Source organism: Novosphingobium sp. 63-713 (assembly GCF_001898925.1).
GTDB lineage: Bacteria > Pseudomonadota > Alphaproteobacteria > Sphingomonadales > Sphingomonadaceae > Novosphingobium.
Window position 1 is genome coordinate 13,765 of sequence record NZ_MKVS01000045.1, and the last position, 15,258, is coordinate 29,022.

A 15,258-nucleotide genomic window follows, 5' to 3' on the forward strand; every position below is an offset into this window, starting at 1 on the left:
TCAGAATTCGTAACGGAGGTCCAGAAACACCTGGCGACCGGGCTGGATCAGCGATTGATGGCCAAACACTGGTGTTGCCGCAGGCCCTGAAAAGCCGCGATAAACCTTGTCAGTCAGATTTTTGGCCGAGACAGTCAGGCTGAGCCCACCGGAACGCTGCGCAATCGTGAACGATGCATCGAACAGCGTGTAGGACGGCACCCGGTCCAGCGGGTCCTGATTGGACTGATACTGCGCGCCATCATTGTAATAAACACGCCCACGGCTGCGCAGTTCCCAGCCGGTCGACACGGGAACAGTATAGGCGGCGTTGATCGATCCGACAAATTCAGGCACGCCATCCAGCTTGCCTCCTTGGGCGTTGGTATTGGCCGCAACGCAAGTTGAGGGGGCCAGCGTGACAATGCAGCCCGAGCCGGGATAATTTTCGTAACGGGCATGAATATAGGCGGCATCTGCCGAGAACGTTAGGCCGCGTGCCACCAACCAGGTCACATCCCCGTCGACACCTTTCGCAGTCGCAGAGGCAGCATTGGTGGTAAAGATCGAACCGTTTGCCAATGCCTGCGAAGCCTGCAAATTCGTATATTTGGTATAGAATGCGGCAAAATTGTAGCGGATATCTCCGGAATTGCCCTTCACCCCAAACTCGAAATTTTTGGCTTTTTCAGAATTATAGGAGAAGGCATCCGTCGAATAACCGTTCTCTGGCACGATGCCGCTTTTTTCCTGATCATTAAAACCACCAGCCTTGGTCCCAGTGGTATAGCTGGCATAGGCCGACAAGCGACGGCTGAACTTGTAATTCAGGCTGAGCGAAGGATTGGCCGCATCGAACAGGCGCCGCCGGGTGAAAGTGGTAGGGCGGATCGTGCTCGGGTCAGCTGGATTCAGATAGGAAAAAAAGCCAATCGAATTCAGCACAAACTCGCCGATGGGGTTGAATGCATAGCCTGACAGAGGCGAACCCACGCTCGCCGGTGCCAGCGTATACCCTGCCCGCTTAACAATCGAGCTGTAACGCAGGCCGGCGACAATGTTAAACCGATCGGTGACATTGACAGTCGCCTGACCGAAACCGGAAATGCCATAGGTCTTTTGCGACAGCGCATTGCGAACAGCAGCGGTAGTGCCCGGCGACCCAAATGCCGTAAAATCGAAATCCACCCCCTGATTGATCTGCGATTTCTGAAAATAATAGCTGGCGCCGACCAGATAGTCGATCAGATGCTTGCCAGAAGAGGCAAGCCGTACCTCCTGATAGAACTGATCAAATTTTTCTTCATCTCGCGCGGTGCCGAAATAGGTGGGAACTGCCCCTGCCGGAACGGCTTGATTGAACGTATAATGCGAATAGCCCGTCGATGACGAAAGGGTAGCCCAGCCTATGTCATACGAGCCATTGAGTGAGACGTTGTCCGTCTTCAGATAGGTAAAGTCGGAAGTGCCAGGGCTGGCTTTTGTGAAATCAGCTACGCCATTTTCAATGTTTATGGGATACAACGCCAATGGCAAATAAGTCGTCTGGAATGGCGATCCGGTCACACGTTTGCGTGCATGTTCATATGCCAGATCGAAACGCAGTCCCTGAACCGGCTTCCAACTGGTAACGATCCGGCCAATCTCGTTATCGGTCACCGGTTCCTTGCGGTTGAGGACGGTGTTGTAGAGATAGCCCCCGTCACGATGTACTTGTCCTGCCACCCGCACAGCCAGTGTATCGCTAAGTGGGATCGACACCCCACCTTCGAAATTATAGCCTTTGTATGCGGCCTCATAGCCAGCAGTCGCATATCCCTCGAATTTATCGCCTGGCCGCTTGTTCACAACATTGATGGCGCCAGCGATTGCATTGACTCCAAACAGCACGGATTGCGGTCCGCGGACAATCTCGACGCGTTCCACGTCGAAAAATGGATTGAGAAACTGGTTGGCGCGTCCTGCGTAAATTCCATCGACATACATTGCGACAGACTGTTCAAAGGCACGAGTGCCCGCCCCCGAGCCCAACCCCCGGATCGACACAAAGGGTTGAAACGGCGATTGGGTGACCACCAGATTAGGCACCGCAGTGGCAAGGCTTTGCATACTGTTGATATGACCGGTGGTCAGAGCATCGCCGCCCAACACTGAAACCGCGACCGGTACATCCTGCAAGGTCTGCTTACGCTTTTGTGCGGTAACGATGATCTCAGCAAGTGCACCCTTGCTTTCCGCGCTCTCGCTATGAGCAGTTTCCTCCGCCTGGGCCACGGCAGGCGTTGCCAGAATCCAAGACATAGCCAGAGTGCTGCTGATCAGAAGATTTTTCATCCCATTCTCCCAATATTTATTATATATTTTTAGAAAATCAGTGATTTAGTTTCAGTGAAGGAAGCAAGTCCATATGTTCCCCCTTCACGGCCAACACCGGAATGTTTGAAGCCGCCAAATGGCAACGAGGGATCAAACAGAAAACCATTGTGCGCGATGGTGCCGCTGCGCACAGCCCTTGCGACGCGTCCCGCCCGGTCGGCAGTGGCACAGAAGACCGCGCCATAGAGGCCAAAGTCGCTATCATTGGCGATGCGAATGGCCTCAGCCTCGTCATGTGCACGCAAAACCGAAAGCACAGGTCCGAAAATTTCTTCGCGCGCAATGCGCATGTTCGACGTCACACCGTCAAACAAGGTTGGCTCGAAATACCACCCTTTGCCAAGATTCGCCGGACGGGCACCACCCAGTACAATTCGCGCGCCCTCCTGCCGTCCAATCGCAACATAGCTTTCTACTCGGTCGCGCTGGCGCTCCATTGCCAGAGGCCCCATTCTTGAGGTGGGATCGTCGGGATGACCTACGGTCACCTTGGCGAGTTCCGTGCGCAGCGCCTCGACAAGCCGGTCGTGCAGTGCATCCACAACCACCACGCGACTCAACGTTGCGCAAACCTGCCCGGCAGACAAAGTGATGACATTCGCCAGCGTCGCGGCTGCAAGCGCAACATCTGCGTCCTCCAACACGATCGCCGCCGATTTACCACCCAGTTCCAGCGTACATCGCGCAAAGCGCTCGGCGCAGGCCATCCCAATCCGACGTCCCGCAGCAACGCTGCCGGTGAAGCTTACCTTGTCGATCGCAGGATGGCGTACCAAATGCTCCGATGCTGTGCGCTCGGCGCAGATCAGGTTGACTACCCCGTCGGGAAAACCTGCAGCCTCAGCTGCCTCGGCCAGAATATAGGCCTCCAAAGGTGTTTCCGGTGCCGGCTTCATCACAACCGTGCATCCTGCAATCAGCGCTGGCGCCAACTTGCCCGCCATAATGCCAAACGGATTGTTCCACGGCGCTATTGTCGCCACGACGCCGACCGGATCGCGCAGAATCTCGGCACAGCCTTGGCCATCGATGCGTGATACCTGTCGTTCCCAATCGAAGCTGTTGGCAAGGTCGGCATAATAATCAAACCAGAACTTGCCGCCGCCTGTAACGATGGGCGCAGCACTTGCTAAAGCGCCGATTTGATCGACCCAGGCGCGCGCCACTTCCGGCATTCTGGCTTCGAGTGCGGCCGATAGGCGACGGACATATTCGGCGCGCTCCTGCGGCGAAAGGCGCGGCCATGGTCCCTCGTCGAAGGCGCGCCGCGCTGCCAGTGCCGCCTGTTCAACTTCGGCTTCGCCCGCTTCAGCCACGGTGGCGATCACCTCCTCGCTATGCGCGCAGATGACGTTGATTTGCTCGCCTGCTGCAGGCTCAACCCATTGGCCATCAATAAAACATGCCTGCGGGTGTGCAATGTTGATTGTCGATTGTGCCATCAGACAAGTTCCTCGGAGATAGTAGGGAGAACGGCAAATGGCTGATCGGGCGGCAGCGTCGTCCCCAAAATGAAATCGGCAGCGCGCTCCCCGATCATCATCGCCGGAGCACTGGTATTGCCACTGATGATTGTCGGCATTACCGAAGCGTCGGCTACACGCAGACCTTCAACGCCGAACACGCGCAACTGGATGTCGACCACAGCTTCGCGCGGGTCTGTGCCCATCGCACAAGTACCGACAGGATGAGAACCCGTCAGGATCGAGGAGGCAAGGGCAGCATCCACAGCCCCTTCAGTCGCAACGTTAGGCCCAGGCATCAACTCTGGCCCAACGATGTCCTTCATTGCGTCAGACGCAAAAAACTGCCTTACAAAAGCCAGCATGGCACCCGCCATCCGCCGGTCATGTGCGGTCTGCAGCAGGCCCAGACGGATCATCGGCGGATCAAATGGATCGGCCGAACGCAAACGCACATCTCCGCGGCCCTCTGGCCGCAGCTGCAACGCCGCGACGCCAAACACATCTGGAGATGGGCTCCGCCAAAATGGAAACCACGGACGGCTGTTCGGAGTGGCATGACTGATCTGCAGTTGGGTATCCGGCCGGTCACTGTCCGCCAACGCACGTACAAATCCCTGCACAGACAAGGGTGCATCGGAGAGCAACCCGCCCTTGCCCAACAACCACCTTCCGCCCGCCCCCAACAACCTGTCCAGCCGCAACCGCTGTTCATATCCGATAGGCTGTTGCGCCTTATATGCCGCCGTAATCATGGGATGATCCTGCAGATTGCGGCCAACCCCGGGCAATGTCGCTACGGCTTGGATGCCATGTGCAGCCAAGGCAACCGGATCGCCAATTCCTGACAGCATCAGAAGTTGCGGAGAATTGAAGCTGCCGCCACACAGGACAACTTCACTGGCAAGGTCTTGCCCCTGCCCTTCTGGCCCCAGCCATTCAACCCCGCACGCACGACCATTCTTGATGATGACCCGCGTAACATGCACGCCACTACGCACTGTCAGCCGATCATCCCATTCATAGCCCGTAAGATAAGCGGTAGCGGCGCTTTCCCTGCGCCCGGAAGCGACGTTGAAGTCCGCCAGACCGAACCCTTCTTGGGTCGGACCATTAAAATCAGAGTTCTCGGCATAGCCGAGTTCACGCCCGGCGGCGATCATATGTGAATAGATATCTGGGTGTGGTGGGTTACTGGAAACACGCAGCGGCCCGTCACCACCATGCCATACAGAAGCGCCGCGCCAGTTGTTCTCCGACCGTCGAAAGTAAGGCAAAACATCAGCGAACGACCAACCGGTGAGCCCCGAAGCCGCCCATCCGTCGTAGTCAGCCCGATGCCCCCGCGAATACATCATCCCATTGATAGAGGAAGTGCCGCCCATCAAGCGACCGCGCGGCTGGTCCAATCGGCGACCCACGGTTTGGACCTCGGGCTCAGACGAATAGCTCCATCCGAATTGAGGCATAATTGAAGCAAAAGGCCAGGCTACCGGCATGCGAACCGGCAATCGGCGATTCAACCCCCGTGTGCCCGCCTCTATAAGCAGCACTCGAGTATGGCCGGTGCGCAGCAGTCTGCCAACCAGTGCACAACCTGCACTGCCCGCACCAACCACGATTATATCAAAATTTTTCACCGCTTGCTCCCACGACGAGGTAGGGAGGCGGAATGGGGCAAACGACTGATACACAGTTGTCCCGATCCAAATCATCCCCTCGTTGGCACTAACGCTGGCTCGCGCTTCGCCTTGCTGACACCTGTTTGCCCGCAGCCAGCCTTGCGCGGAAGAAGCGTATCGCCTATCGGGTGATAAGAAAAACCGAACACTTTAGGACGGGAGAGTCCTCACATGGTGACATTTCGCCAATTGGAAATTTTTGTCAGCGTGGTGAAGCATGGCAGCTTTCGCCGCTGCGCTGAGGCGCTCGGCGTTTCACAAGTTTCTATTAGCGATCATATGAAAGCCTTGGAAAGCCAACTGGGCACCCAACTGTTTTTACGGACCAAGGGCGGACCGGTAGAATTGACCGAAGCGGGGCGGCGTTCAGCCGTCCTTGCGCCTGAACTTCTGGTGCATCTGCACGACTTCGTTCACAATGTTGCCGTGCCCAACGAACATGGCGGCATCATTCGCATTGCTCTTCACGCGTTCATGATGCGAAATCTGGGTCCCCTCAGAGAACTCTGGACCGAAACCGAGCCTTCAGTGCTGGATCTGCGCAGTGACGACAGGGAGGCCCTCTCACTTTTCAATGCTTTGAGCAGTGGAGAATTCGATGTTGCTTTCTTCTATGCCAACGGCCCGAGTGACTTTTTTAGTGAAGTTGCGGGGTATGAGCCTCTAAGTATCTTTGTTCATGAAGATCACCCTTTAACGCGCCTGGATCGTGTCACACCCGAGATGCTTTCGCGCACGCCCTCGGTAAGCCTGAGCCGAGATATGCCCCTTCGGCACCTGATCGATTCCGCACTGTTGCATGCAGAGGTCCAACCGGTTCGCCATGCTGTAGAGACCGACAATTTTGGGCTGATACTGAGCAGCCTTTACAGGGGTATGGGCTTTACATGTATGTTCCATGCATCGCGCGACGAAATCACCCAAACTAACGGGCTTGTCGAGCTACCGTTTTGCGGAAATTTGCCGAGTCTTGAAATTCGATACACAATTCGTCGCGGACAGAGGTCTAACCCGATCATACTTCAGGCAATAAAACACATCAGGAATTCAATTTTTTAGCAATTGAAATATTATACAATATGATTTTAAAAATCATAATTTTCTAAATATCAGTAAGAGGCATAATTTTATTTAAACCTGTTCTCGGAATTTTCCGGTACAGGCTCAATGTGAATCCGCTCCGCTAGCTGGGCTCTCGCGGCAACCGGCCCGGCCTGCACTCTCGGGTGTACCAAACGCTGTCCGGCGTGGCCGAGGCAGATTGCTCGACAGGGAGGCTCTAACCCGCAGTAGACATGATCACCGCATGGGTGACATGTGACAAAACCTCTGATAAAAGAGCAATTGGTCAGAGGTTTTGTCACATGCTTTCGGCGCGAAACTCACAGAAGGCGAAACTCAGCAGCCTGCTTGAGGCTCGCGCCATGATGCGCGCGCAGGATCTGCGCAAGGCCGGCATCAGTGCGCAAACGATCGCGCGGGCTGTGGAGAATGGCGAGATCGAGCGCATCTCACGCGGAGTTTATCAGAAGCATGGCGCAGAAATCGAGGAGAACCAAATCCTCGCCGAAGCCGCCATGCGTGTCCCCAAAGGTGTAATTGCTCTTGTCTCGGCACTCGCCTTCCACGGGCTGACCGATCAAATGCCACGGCGTGTCTGGATGGCGATCGGGACAAGCGACTGGACTCCGGTGCAGTCTTATCCCCCACTACGCATGGTACGCTTCACCCAAGCCTATCTGCGTCAAGGCATCGAACATCATTCGATCGCCGGGGTCGAGGTGCCGATCTATGCAATCCCCAAGACCCTCGCCGACCTGTTCCGGAACCCCAGGCTCGTTGATCGATCAGTTGCGGTGGAAGGCCTGCGGGCTGCTCTCCAGCAACGCAAGGCAACTCCGAGCGCAATCGCCCAAGGCGCGAAGGCCGGAGGCGCTTGGAAAATAATGCGGCCCTATCTCGAAGCGCTCACCTCCAATGGCTAAAATACCCTCCAACCTGGCGAAGTCGGTCAAGGATCGGCTACTCAACATCGCTCGCAAGGAGGGCCGTGCTTTTGACGTCCTGTTGGTCCGGTTCGCGCTCGAAAGGCTACTCTACCGCCTGTCGGTGTCAGCGCATCGCAACCGCTTCGTCCTGAAGGGCGGCATGCTGGTTACGGTCTGGGTGGCTGACGACAACAGGGTCACTCGAGATGCGGATTTTCTCGGGCATGGCAATTCGGACCCTGACCGTCTTGTCACCGACTTTCAGGAGATCATGGCGATCGAGAGTGATGATGGTCTCGTCTTCGATAGCGATGCCCTTGCCGCGACAGTCATCCGAGAGGACATGGAATATGGCGGCGTCCGTTTGAAGACCGCGGCCTTTCTCGAAAAGACCCGCATCCCCGTCACCATCGACATCGGCTTTGGAGACGCCATGACCGACGCGACGCAGCGGCTCGACTATCCCACTCTGCTCGACCTGCCCGTTCCGCAAGTCCGTGCCTATCCGCCCGCAACAGTGATTGCCGAGAAATTCCAGGCGATGGTGGCGCTCGGCGTCCTCAACGGGCGAATGAAAGACTATTACGATCTCTAGGCGATCCCCCGCGCGATCGGCATCGCCGACGAGGATCTGGACGCTGCCATTTGCGCGACGTTCGAGCGCCGCGGGACACCCATCCCCAACGAGCGTCCTCCAGGCCTATCGGCCGAAATGGTCGCTGACAGGGGAAAACAACGACAGTGGCGCGCCTATGCAGCATCCCTTGAACTCGACAATGTTTCGCTGGCAGTGATTATCGACGCTGTTTGGGATCTCGTCGGCCCATCATGTGCACGAATAGCAGCCACAGCCAAGTATGAGACATGACGTCCACCATACCGCCCGATCGCTGCGCAACCTGTCGCGGCGTTTCCAGCGGATAGGGCATCAATCAGGCGTGGGTTCGGTCAGTTAGCAGCTCTCACCGAGGACAACTGACTGACCCAGGCCATTCACCCACACAGATAAGGCACCCCGATCCGTCGCTCGGCCCCAGCTCTCCGCCGGATCAGCCCATAGACAAAATCCTGAGCATCGCTCGCTGCCGAAAATGACGCCTTGCGCGCCTGCCCCGCCGTGCCGATCCGGCCCCAGCGGTATTCGACAATCCACAGGCCGAAGAGATCCGTGCTGACGTCGATCTGATAATGCCGGGCGATGTTGCGCGCCGGATCCATGGCCCGCAGGCTGATCGAGGATGGCCAAGGCAGACTGTCATTCGGCATGGCGCGGATGATCGCGTGCCTGCTTCGCCATGTCCAACGAGGAATTTGAATCAGGAGCCGCCAACTGATTCACGTTGGCGATCAGGGGAGGCGATCAATGGGGGCGAACAGGGAAGGACGACGCCTTGCGCGCCCTTCCCTGTTGCGAGGATCAGCCGTTCAGCTTGTCCTTGACCGCCTTGGCAGCCGAGAAGCCCAGCTTCCTGGACGCGGCAATCTGGATCGTGGCCCCGGTCGAAGGGTTGCGACCTTCGCGGGCCGGGCTTTCCTTGACCTTGAACTTGCCAAAGCCGTTGAGCGAGACTTCCTCGCCTGCAGCCGCCGCATCGGCAATCACACCAAAGAGCGCATCGACATAGGTGCGGGCATCGGCCTTGGTCAGGCCCTGTGCCGCCGCCAGCTTGTCGGCAAGATCGCTGTTATTCATGGGATCGTATCCTTGAAGGGAAATTGGACCGCCTTGCTAACGCGCGCTTCGTCACCGGTCTATCGAGGAAACACGGGCATTTCGGTGCCAAAATCCAGACATCCACAGTCTTGTGCGCCTCGCCCCTGCTTTTCCGCATGGGCGGTGATGGTGGCCACCACCGCGCCGCGTCCGGGGCGCTGGTCCACCACATAGGGGCGCTGCGGATCGCCGGTGTCGATGACCAGCAGGTCCCTGCCCTCCTGCTCGGCCATGATAGCGGCAAGCCGCCAGGCATTGGCGAAGCTGGCATGGCTCAGGGATGCACTCATGGTTGCGCCCTCCCCTCACCGTTCCCGGCAGGCGCGCTGGTGCCCGGTATCAGGGTCCATGGCTGCTCCATCAGACGCGGGATACGGTAATAACCACCATTGGCTCCCCTGAGCACAATCGCCTTGCGCCAGATGCCGATCCCGAAGCTGGCCGCTTCATAACCATCGGAAAAGCTCACTGACTTGGGCAGAACAATCGTGTCACCGGGCTTGGGCCGCGCCAGCAGGGCTAGACGGGTACGACACGCCTGCCGCCACTCGAGCGCATAGGCATTCTCGGTCGGCCCCAGCAAATTGAGCACCGAGGCCGGGCAACGGCATTCGCAAGGCCCCATATTTTCGGTGAGATCCTTATAGCCAAAGTTCTCGCCATTCCTCGCCTTGGGCGCCCAGCGGACCAGACAGATGATGGCAAAGACAGGCTGCGCGCCATGCTCATCATAAGGTTCGACGGCCGCGTAATAGTCGCGGCCCGACCATACGGATTTGAGCAGCCTCCGTCCCTGATCACGGCCCTTTTCCGGATCGGGCGGATAGGTCAGTTGGTTGTCGAGATAGGCCTTGGGCGTAGCAAACCGGCCCATGCCGGCAAGAGACATGAACAACCATCCCATGATGGTCTCCCTTTTGGTGGTGTTCCTGGAATTGAAAATTGGGCTGGCGAAACGCTCAGTACCCACGACAATGGCGGCAACCCGAGCCATCACAACAATCCGCCCAGGCGCTGATATGCAGCGTCGAGCCATCCTTGAACCGCGCGGAAACGCCCGTAGCATATTCCATTGTGCTGGCCGACCGGTCGAGTTCATCGCGCCAGTCGGCTTCAAGGCGCTCCCATACCTCATAGATATGGGAGAACTGGCAATTGAAATCGGCAAAGGAGTTGCGGGCCAGATCAGCAATGGTAACCGCCGCGCCGAACTTTTCATGGGCGCGGTCGACGACAAGCTGCCCGCACATTCAATAGTCCTCCGGGAGCAGGATGGTCATCACCCGCACCGTCCTGGCCGGATCGGCAGGATCCTCCGACCCGAATTCGAGGCCGGGGGCATAATAATCGATCTTTGCCCAGACCTTGAAGCCGAGGAAGGTGATTGCGGCAAAATCGCGCTCGGGACTGTCCTCACCAAAGGTACAGTCCCGAAAGGCGGCCATCAGCTGCGCCTGAAGCACGAAGCTCACCTCTGGCGCGCCGGGCGCCTCGGCGAGTTGTTCGAGGCAATTGCGGGTGATGACGATCCGCGCGTGGGGATCGAGGCCAAGGCGCACGCGGTCATTGAGGCGAGCAATCTGCTCGTGGCGCGCGATGTCGGCCGCAGGCTGGGCGGTGATGGTCATGGGTTTCTTTCGTGATGATGAGGAAATCAGGCGGCGAGCAGTGCGCTCAGCACCGGGTCGATCGTGAAGCCCAAGGCCCTGGCCAGTTCGATGGCCGCCTCGATCTGCTCCAGTTGTACTCCAAGACCCGCCGCGAACTCGGCAGCACTCTCCCCAGGTTTGGGGCTGACGCCATGCAGCTTGCCCTGCGCCTCGGTGACCGCAAAGGGCCAGCAATGGGCCACGCCCACCACCTGTTCGGCCAGAATCAGCAGCGTGTCGCCGTTGCCGATCGCCACATCGACCTGCGTGGCATCATAGGCATTCCCGGTGGTGGCAAAGCCATGGTAGCGGCGGGCAGTGAAGGCGAAGCGGTCGCTATCGGACATCATCGGAAGAACTTTCAAAACGAGCGGAATTGCTCGTCTCTCCCATTCCCCCTCTGCTTGGTCCGGCGCTGCGGCGCCGTTGTTGAGACGCCTGCCAATGTGCATGGTCGCAAAGCGAGTGTGGCCAATTTCCAATGGGAAATGGCTACAGCACACGCCACTGGCCAACTGCCATTGGGCTGAACGACGCCAAACTATTGTTATCGGCGGGGCAGGCTTGCGATCTAATCGCTTCTGACGAATTGGACCGCATGAGGTCCCAAGACAGAGGAGCGGGCGGCGCAACGGATAGCAAGCCGATGCATTTCCCGGTCCCCTGCCGGACATGGGGCGACACCATGTCAATCCGACGTCAATTACGGATCGCGCCATGATAGAAGGAAGGAACGAGGCCGCAGATATCCTCCGGTGACCAGCGCAGGTGGCCACCAGACAGGAAACGCCCATCCTGCGGTTTCACGGTGACCGGCGCGTTGGCGGCAACATCAAAGAACGTGCCATTGATCGGGTCCATCGTCGCCACCCGGCAAGCCTCGAACGTGACCGGCCGGGCCAGATCGATTGTGAAAAGCTGCTCAATGGGAATAAGCGCATAGAGGCAGAACAGAAAAGACGTCGAACAGGCGTTTTCGACGAGCTCCTTGAGCTTCTCCACGCCGAGCAGCGGCGCGCGTTGGCGTGGCCGGCGATGCATGCGTCCACTCTGCGCCCGGTTCCGATTGCCCGAAGCCTTGCGATATTCCCCCAGCGTGTAACCCATTTGCGCCAGCGCGAAACACAGGTTCCCATCGACCTCCAGATCCCCGAAATCCGCCCACGGCCGGCGCGAGTGAACAAGGGCATCGTCGAGCCAGGGTTGCGTATTGAACCGGAACAACAATTCCACACGCTCGTGGCTGGAGAACAGATCCTGCGGCGAACTGGTATCCCGGTCTGCAGCGCCATCTTCCCACGCATAGCAAATGGCATCCATCAGCTCATCGTCCGGCGCGTGGCCGGTGAACTGATGCAACGAACTGCGCAAAGCCGGAGCGACCGTATGGAACCAGGTTTCCTGAAAACAGGCAGGCGGCAGTTGGCCTTGCACGGCTTCATCGACATCAGCGTCGGCATATTTAGCGTCGATAATCCGCGCGGCAATGGAATTGAGCGTCTTGAGCTCCCAGCGATCAGACGAACAGCGATCATAGCGCCGGTGCGGGTAATTCTCGGCCAGGGCGTCGAGCCAGGGCGCCCCTTGGGCGCTGTTCAGGAAGTCTGGAATGTGATCAGGCCGACAGGAGGCAGGAAGCGGGGGGACAGCGAACATGGCGACTTCTCCTAACTTGAAGGTTCACCAAGCCCCTTCCCCCTCTCCTTTGCCGGGCGCGGAAGGCGCCTGAGTTAAGGCGAAACATTTCTCGTCATCCACACCTTACCCCCATTGCCCGGTATAATCGGGCAATCCCTCGATCAGATCATAATGGCTATCGAACATCAGCCAGGCGCAACCGAGGTGACGGGCATGGAGGATGCATTGCGCCAGATCGGCAGGGATATCCTTCGGGGGATCATCGGTGGCATAGATGAACCAACCGACTTCGCCCTTTTCAAAGGCGCTGAAGGGCGCGGTCGGCAGATAGAGGTTGCAGGTCTGCTCCGTGAGGTGGCCGGTGGAGAGCGCCAACAGGCTTTCGATCATCGGAGCGGCTCCTGCGCTTGCGGCAAGGTTTGCCCTGCGAGCGCTGCCCCGCCCTGCGCCAACGCCAGAGCGTCGAGCAATTTGCGCTGGGCGATCGCGTCATGCCCCCGGCGGCGAGCCTCCTTCCCATCATTGAGTACGCTCAAGGCCCAACGGGCGGCTTCGAACAGGGCCTCGGCAGCATCGCGCTGACGCAACTTTGCGCGGGCGGCATCGATCGCGGCGATCTCGTCGGGATCGGTGATCTCATATTCCTCGAGATGCTTGAGGTCTCCGCATTGCGAGCACCACACGCTGTCGAATTCACCGAGGAGGACGCTTTGCTGGGTTATGACGTCCCAACCTCCACTGGCGTCATTGCCGCAATTGTCGCCGCAGCAAAGGGGACAGCGATAGGCCAGATAGCCTGTCGGTCCGGGCGCGCTCATGGCACGACCTGCACAAAGGCCTTGCGCGGCGGCAAAGCGATCCACTCGGGCTGGGCGTCGGCGATCGGCAGATCGTAGCGATCCGCCTCCTTTTCTGTAAAAACGGATGCCTGCTCCAGCGAGCCGAAGCCATCGTCCTTGTTCCAGAACAACAGGCCTTCCTCCGGATCGAACATCGCGATGACCAAATGCCCGGCATCAATGTCCTCACAATCATCCAGCACCCGGAAAATGCCTTCGGCGCGGACCTCGTAATAGCCGCCGCTGTAAGCGTCATGGCAGGCACGCGATGGCGTATTCGCCCAGCCAAAGCACAGCGGGAGCGCCGATGGACAAAGATGGCGCAGGAGGCCGGCCAAAGAGTAGGGATCGACATCATCGCCCGAGATGCTGACGGACACGCGGCCCGCTTCCTCTGCTGCGAGCGTGGTCCAATCGGCAGGACAGCGAGGATAGGTCGGATCATCGAACATCGCCCGAAATCCGGCAAACGGAGCATCGGGGTCCGTGATCGGAAAACGCGCTCGAAAGGGCTCGCTGCACTCGGCGTAGAATGCCTGCTCTTGCTCAGGGCTGGTCAGGTCATGGCACAGCACATCGCAGACTCTGCTCGCTTCTTCGAGCAAGGCAGCTTCGGCAGGTGTGACAGCAATGGTGAAACAGGCACTGGTGTAATAATCGACCATCGTCGATCCTTTCAGGGGTAAAGAAGTAGGGTTGGCGCGCTCGCCGGGGGCCGTCGTGAGGTCCTGCCAGCGGCGGAGAGGGCCAATTCATCAGTCGTGGTGGCAAAGTTCATGCGCGATGCGCAGCCTGGGCGCGGGCTTCACCGAAACACCATCGAGCGAGGACAGAATCCGGCGGATTTCCTCCGCCTGCGCCAGCAGGCCATCCAGGCAATCGGCCGCGCTGTCGACAAAGCTTTCATGGTCGGGATCGCTCTGATCGAGGATCATGCCAAGGCGGCGCACCACCTGCACCATGGCTGAAGCTTCAGTCATCGCCCGGGCATTGGCTGCCGCCTCATCCATCCTGCGCGAACCACTCTGTTGGATCGTCGCGACATAGTGATGGCTGCGCGTTGCGGAATCGAAACTCGTGACCTCGCAGGTCCAGTTGAACGGCCAGTCACAACCGCAACGGCGCAAGGCGTTGGCCCGCCAGAGACCGGCGGTAAGTGTATGGGACATCGATTGTCCTTTCAGAAGATGGGGGAGGTCAGGCCGCAAGGGGCCAGAGGATCGAGGGATCGTCGGCAGGCAGATGCTGGATGCAGCCGAGGCGCATCAACATTTCATCGAAGCGCGGACCGATGCGGGTCATCCAGTCACGCGCCTCACCGCGCAGATCGCCCCAGCTTGCCCGCGCCCGGAATGTACTGTCCTCGCGTTCGGCCATCCAGACCGCTGCCATGCCATGGGCCACCGACAGGCCGATATCGGCATAGGGATTGCGCGCCAGCACGCGGTCGCTGCAACCGCGCCATGCGACATGACTCTCGAAATTGGGCAGCAGGCTGCGGATCTGGCGGCGGATATCGGCGATCAGCCTATTATAGGCGCTCGACCATTCACGCGGATCACTGGGGGCAAGCAGGCAGAAGCCGACCTGGGCGCCGACCGGATAATTGACGGTGTGAGCCATGATGCGCCTCACGCCGCCAGCGGCAGCGGGTGTGCCGCCGCGCCCGCATGGGCATGGATCCAGTCGAGTGCGGCCTGCGCCTGTGCTGCTGCCTTGAAGATCGCGCGCGGATCATGGCGCAATGTGGTGAGCCAACTGGACAGGTAAGCGGCGTGATCGGGGCGCGGCGTGCTGGCAAGGCCAAGGTCTGCCATAACCATGGCCGCGCCAATTTCCGCGACATATCCTGACAGTCCAGCGAAAAACGGCGGTTGGGGGATCAAAATCATCGGTAGCCTCCAGCCCCACCCAAAACCCCAAGGCTCCC

At 58.7% G+C, this 15,258-nt stretch carries 20 protein-coding genes; 3 read left to right on the forward strand and 17 right to left on the reverse strand.

Going from position 1 to position 15,258, the window contains the following annotated elements; genetic code table 11:
- The 3 genes from BGP00_RS17275 to BGP00_RS17285 are packed head-to-tail and all read right to left on the reverse strand — an operon-like array spanning position 1 to position 5,458.
- Positions 1-2,313 (reverse strand): TonB-dependent receptor, encoded by a 2,313-nt coding sequence (locus tag BGP00_RS17275; RefSeq protein WP_292687578.1) that lies wholly within the window; start codon positions 2,311-2,313, stop codon positions 1-3.
- A gap of 29 nt (positions 2,314-2,342) precedes the next feature.
- Positions 2,343-3,797: an aldehyde dehydrogenase gene (locus BGP00_RS17280; protein ID WP_292687580.1), complete on the reverse strand. Its 1,455-nt coding sequence runs from the start codon at positions 3,795-3,797 to the stop codon at positions 2,343-2,345.
- Positions 3,797-5,458 (reverse strand): GMC family oxidoreductase N-terminal domain-containing protein, encoded by a 1,662-nt coding sequence (locus tag BGP00_RS17285; protein ID WP_292925793.1) that lies wholly within the window; start codon positions 5,456-5,458, stop codon positions 3,797-3,799. The genes BGP00_RS17280 and BGP00_RS17285 overlap by 1 nt, the downstream gene beginning before the upstream one ends.
- A gap of 213 nt (positions 5,459-5,671) precedes the next feature.
- Here BGP00_RS17285 and BGP00_RS17290 point away from each other — a divergent pair, with 213 nt between their 5' ends.
- The 3 genes from BGP00_RS17290 to BGP00_RS17300 all read left to right on the forward strand — a co-directional run bounded on the left by BGP00_RS17290 (position 5,672) and on the right by BGP00_RS17300 (position 8,083).
- The gene (locus BGP00_RS17290) at positions 5,672-6,559 is read left to right on the forward strand and encodes a LysR family transcriptional regulator (protein ID WP_292687584.1); all 888 of its coding nucleotides are present in this window, start codon (positions 5,672-5,674) and stop codon (positions 6,557-6,559) included.
- A 305-nt stretch (positions 6,560-6,864) separates the two neighbouring features.
- Complete coding sequence (locus tag BGP00_RS17295; RefSeq protein ID WP_292924454.1) at positions 6,865-7,485, forward strand: AbiEi antitoxin N-terminal domain-containing protein; 621 nt, start codon at positions 6,865-6,867, stop codon at positions 7,483-7,485.
- Positions 7,478-8,083, forward strand: a complete 606-nt coding sequence (locus BGP00_RS17300; RefSeq protein WP_292687587.1) for a nucleotidyl transferase AbiEii/AbiGii toxin family protein — start codon at positions 7,478-7,480, stop codon at positions 8,081-8,083. Before BGP00_RS17295 ends, BGP00_RS17300 begins: the two co-directional genes overlap by 8 nt.
- A 398-nt stretch (positions 8,084-8,481) precedes the next feature.
- Here BGP00_RS17300 and BGP00_RS17305 read toward each other — a convergent pair whose 3' ends face one another.
- From BGP00_RS17305 to BGP00_RS17370, 14 genes are all read right to left on the reverse strand, one after another.
- Positions 8,482-8,754 (reverse strand): WGR domain-containing protein, encoded by a 273-nt coding sequence (locus tag BGP00_RS17305; RefSeq protein ID WP_292687589.1) that lies wholly within the window; start codon positions 8,752-8,754, stop codon positions 8,482-8,484.
- Positions 8,755-8,905: 151 nt separating this feature from the next.
- The gene (locus BGP00_RS17310) at positions 8,906-9,181 is read right to left on the reverse strand and encodes an HU family DNA-binding protein (protein ID WP_292687591.1); all 276 of its coding nucleotides are present in this window, start codon (positions 9,179-9,181) and stop codon (positions 8,906-8,908) included.
- 59 nt (positions 9,182-9,240) lie between these two features.
- Entirely contained in the window at positions 9,241-9,492 is a 252-nt protein-coding gene (locus BGP00_RS17315) for a hypothetical protein (RefSeq protein ID WP_292687593.1), read from the reverse strand.
- On the reverse strand, positions 9,489-10,106 hold the full coding sequence (locus tag BGP00_RS17320; protein ID WP_292687595.1) for a hypothetical protein: 618 nt from the start codon (positions 10,104-10,106) through the stop codon (positions 9,489-9,491). Before BGP00_RS17320 ends, BGP00_RS17315 begins: the two co-directional genes overlap by 4 nt.
- A 55-nt stretch (positions 10,107-10,161) precedes the next feature.
- A complete protein-coding gene (locus BGP00_RS17325; RefSeq protein ID WP_292687597.1) occupies positions 10,162-10,452 on the reverse strand; it encodes a hypothetical protein in 291 nt (96 codons plus the stop codon).
- Complete coding sequence (locus BGP00_RS17330; protein ID WP_292687599.1) at positions 10,453-10,830, reverse strand: DUF3768 domain-containing protein; 378 nt, start codon at positions 10,828-10,830, stop codon at positions 10,453-10,455.
- 26 nt (positions 10,831-10,856) lie between these two features.
- On the reverse strand, positions 10,857-11,201 hold the full coding sequence (locus BGP00_RS17335) for a hypothetical protein (RefSeq protein WP_292687601.1): 345 nt from the start codon (positions 11,199-11,201) through the stop codon (positions 10,857-10,859).
- Positions 11,202-11,550: 349 nt separating this feature from the next.
- Complete coding sequence (locus tag BGP00_RS17340) at positions 11,551-12,507, reverse strand: hypothetical protein (RefSeq protein ID WP_292687603.1); 957 nt, start codon at positions 12,505-12,507, stop codon at positions 11,551-11,553.
- Between the two features lie 105 nt (positions 12,508-12,612).
- The gene (locus BGP00_RS17345; RefSeq protein ID WP_292687605.1) at positions 12,613-12,879 is read right to left on the reverse strand and encodes a hypothetical protein; all 267 of its coding nucleotides are present in this window, start codon (positions 12,877-12,879) and stop codon (positions 12,613-12,615) included.
- Positions 12,876-13,307, reverse strand: a complete 432-nt coding sequence (locus BGP00_RS17350) for a hypothetical protein (RefSeq protein ID WP_292687607.1) — start codon at positions 13,305-13,307, stop codon at positions 12,876-12,878. The genes BGP00_RS17345 and BGP00_RS17350 overlap by 4 nt, the downstream gene beginning before the upstream one ends.
- Complete coding sequence (locus BGP00_RS17355; RefSeq protein ID WP_292687609.1) at positions 13,304-13,993, reverse strand: hypothetical protein; 690 nt, start codon at positions 13,991-13,993, stop codon at positions 13,304-13,306. Before BGP00_RS17355 ends, BGP00_RS17350 begins: the two co-directional genes overlap by 4 nt.
- Positions 13,994-14,083: 90 nt before the next feature.
- Positions 14,084-14,497, reverse strand: a complete 414-nt coding sequence (locus tag BGP00_RS17360; RefSeq protein ID WP_292687610.1) for a hypothetical protein — start codon at positions 14,495-14,497, stop codon at positions 14,084-14,086.
- Between the two features lie 28 nt (positions 14,498-14,525).
- On the reverse strand, positions 14,526-14,951 hold the full coding sequence (locus BGP00_RS17365; RefSeq protein WP_292687612.1) for a hypothetical protein: 426 nt from the start codon (positions 14,949-14,951) through the stop codon (positions 14,526-14,528).
- An 8-nt stretch (positions 14,952-14,959) separates the two neighbouring features.
- Positions 14,960-15,258, reverse strand: a 299-nt coding sequence (locus BGP00_RS17370; protein WP_292925794.1) for a zincin-like metallopeptidase domain-containing protein, incomplete at its 5' end; no start/stop codon positions are given.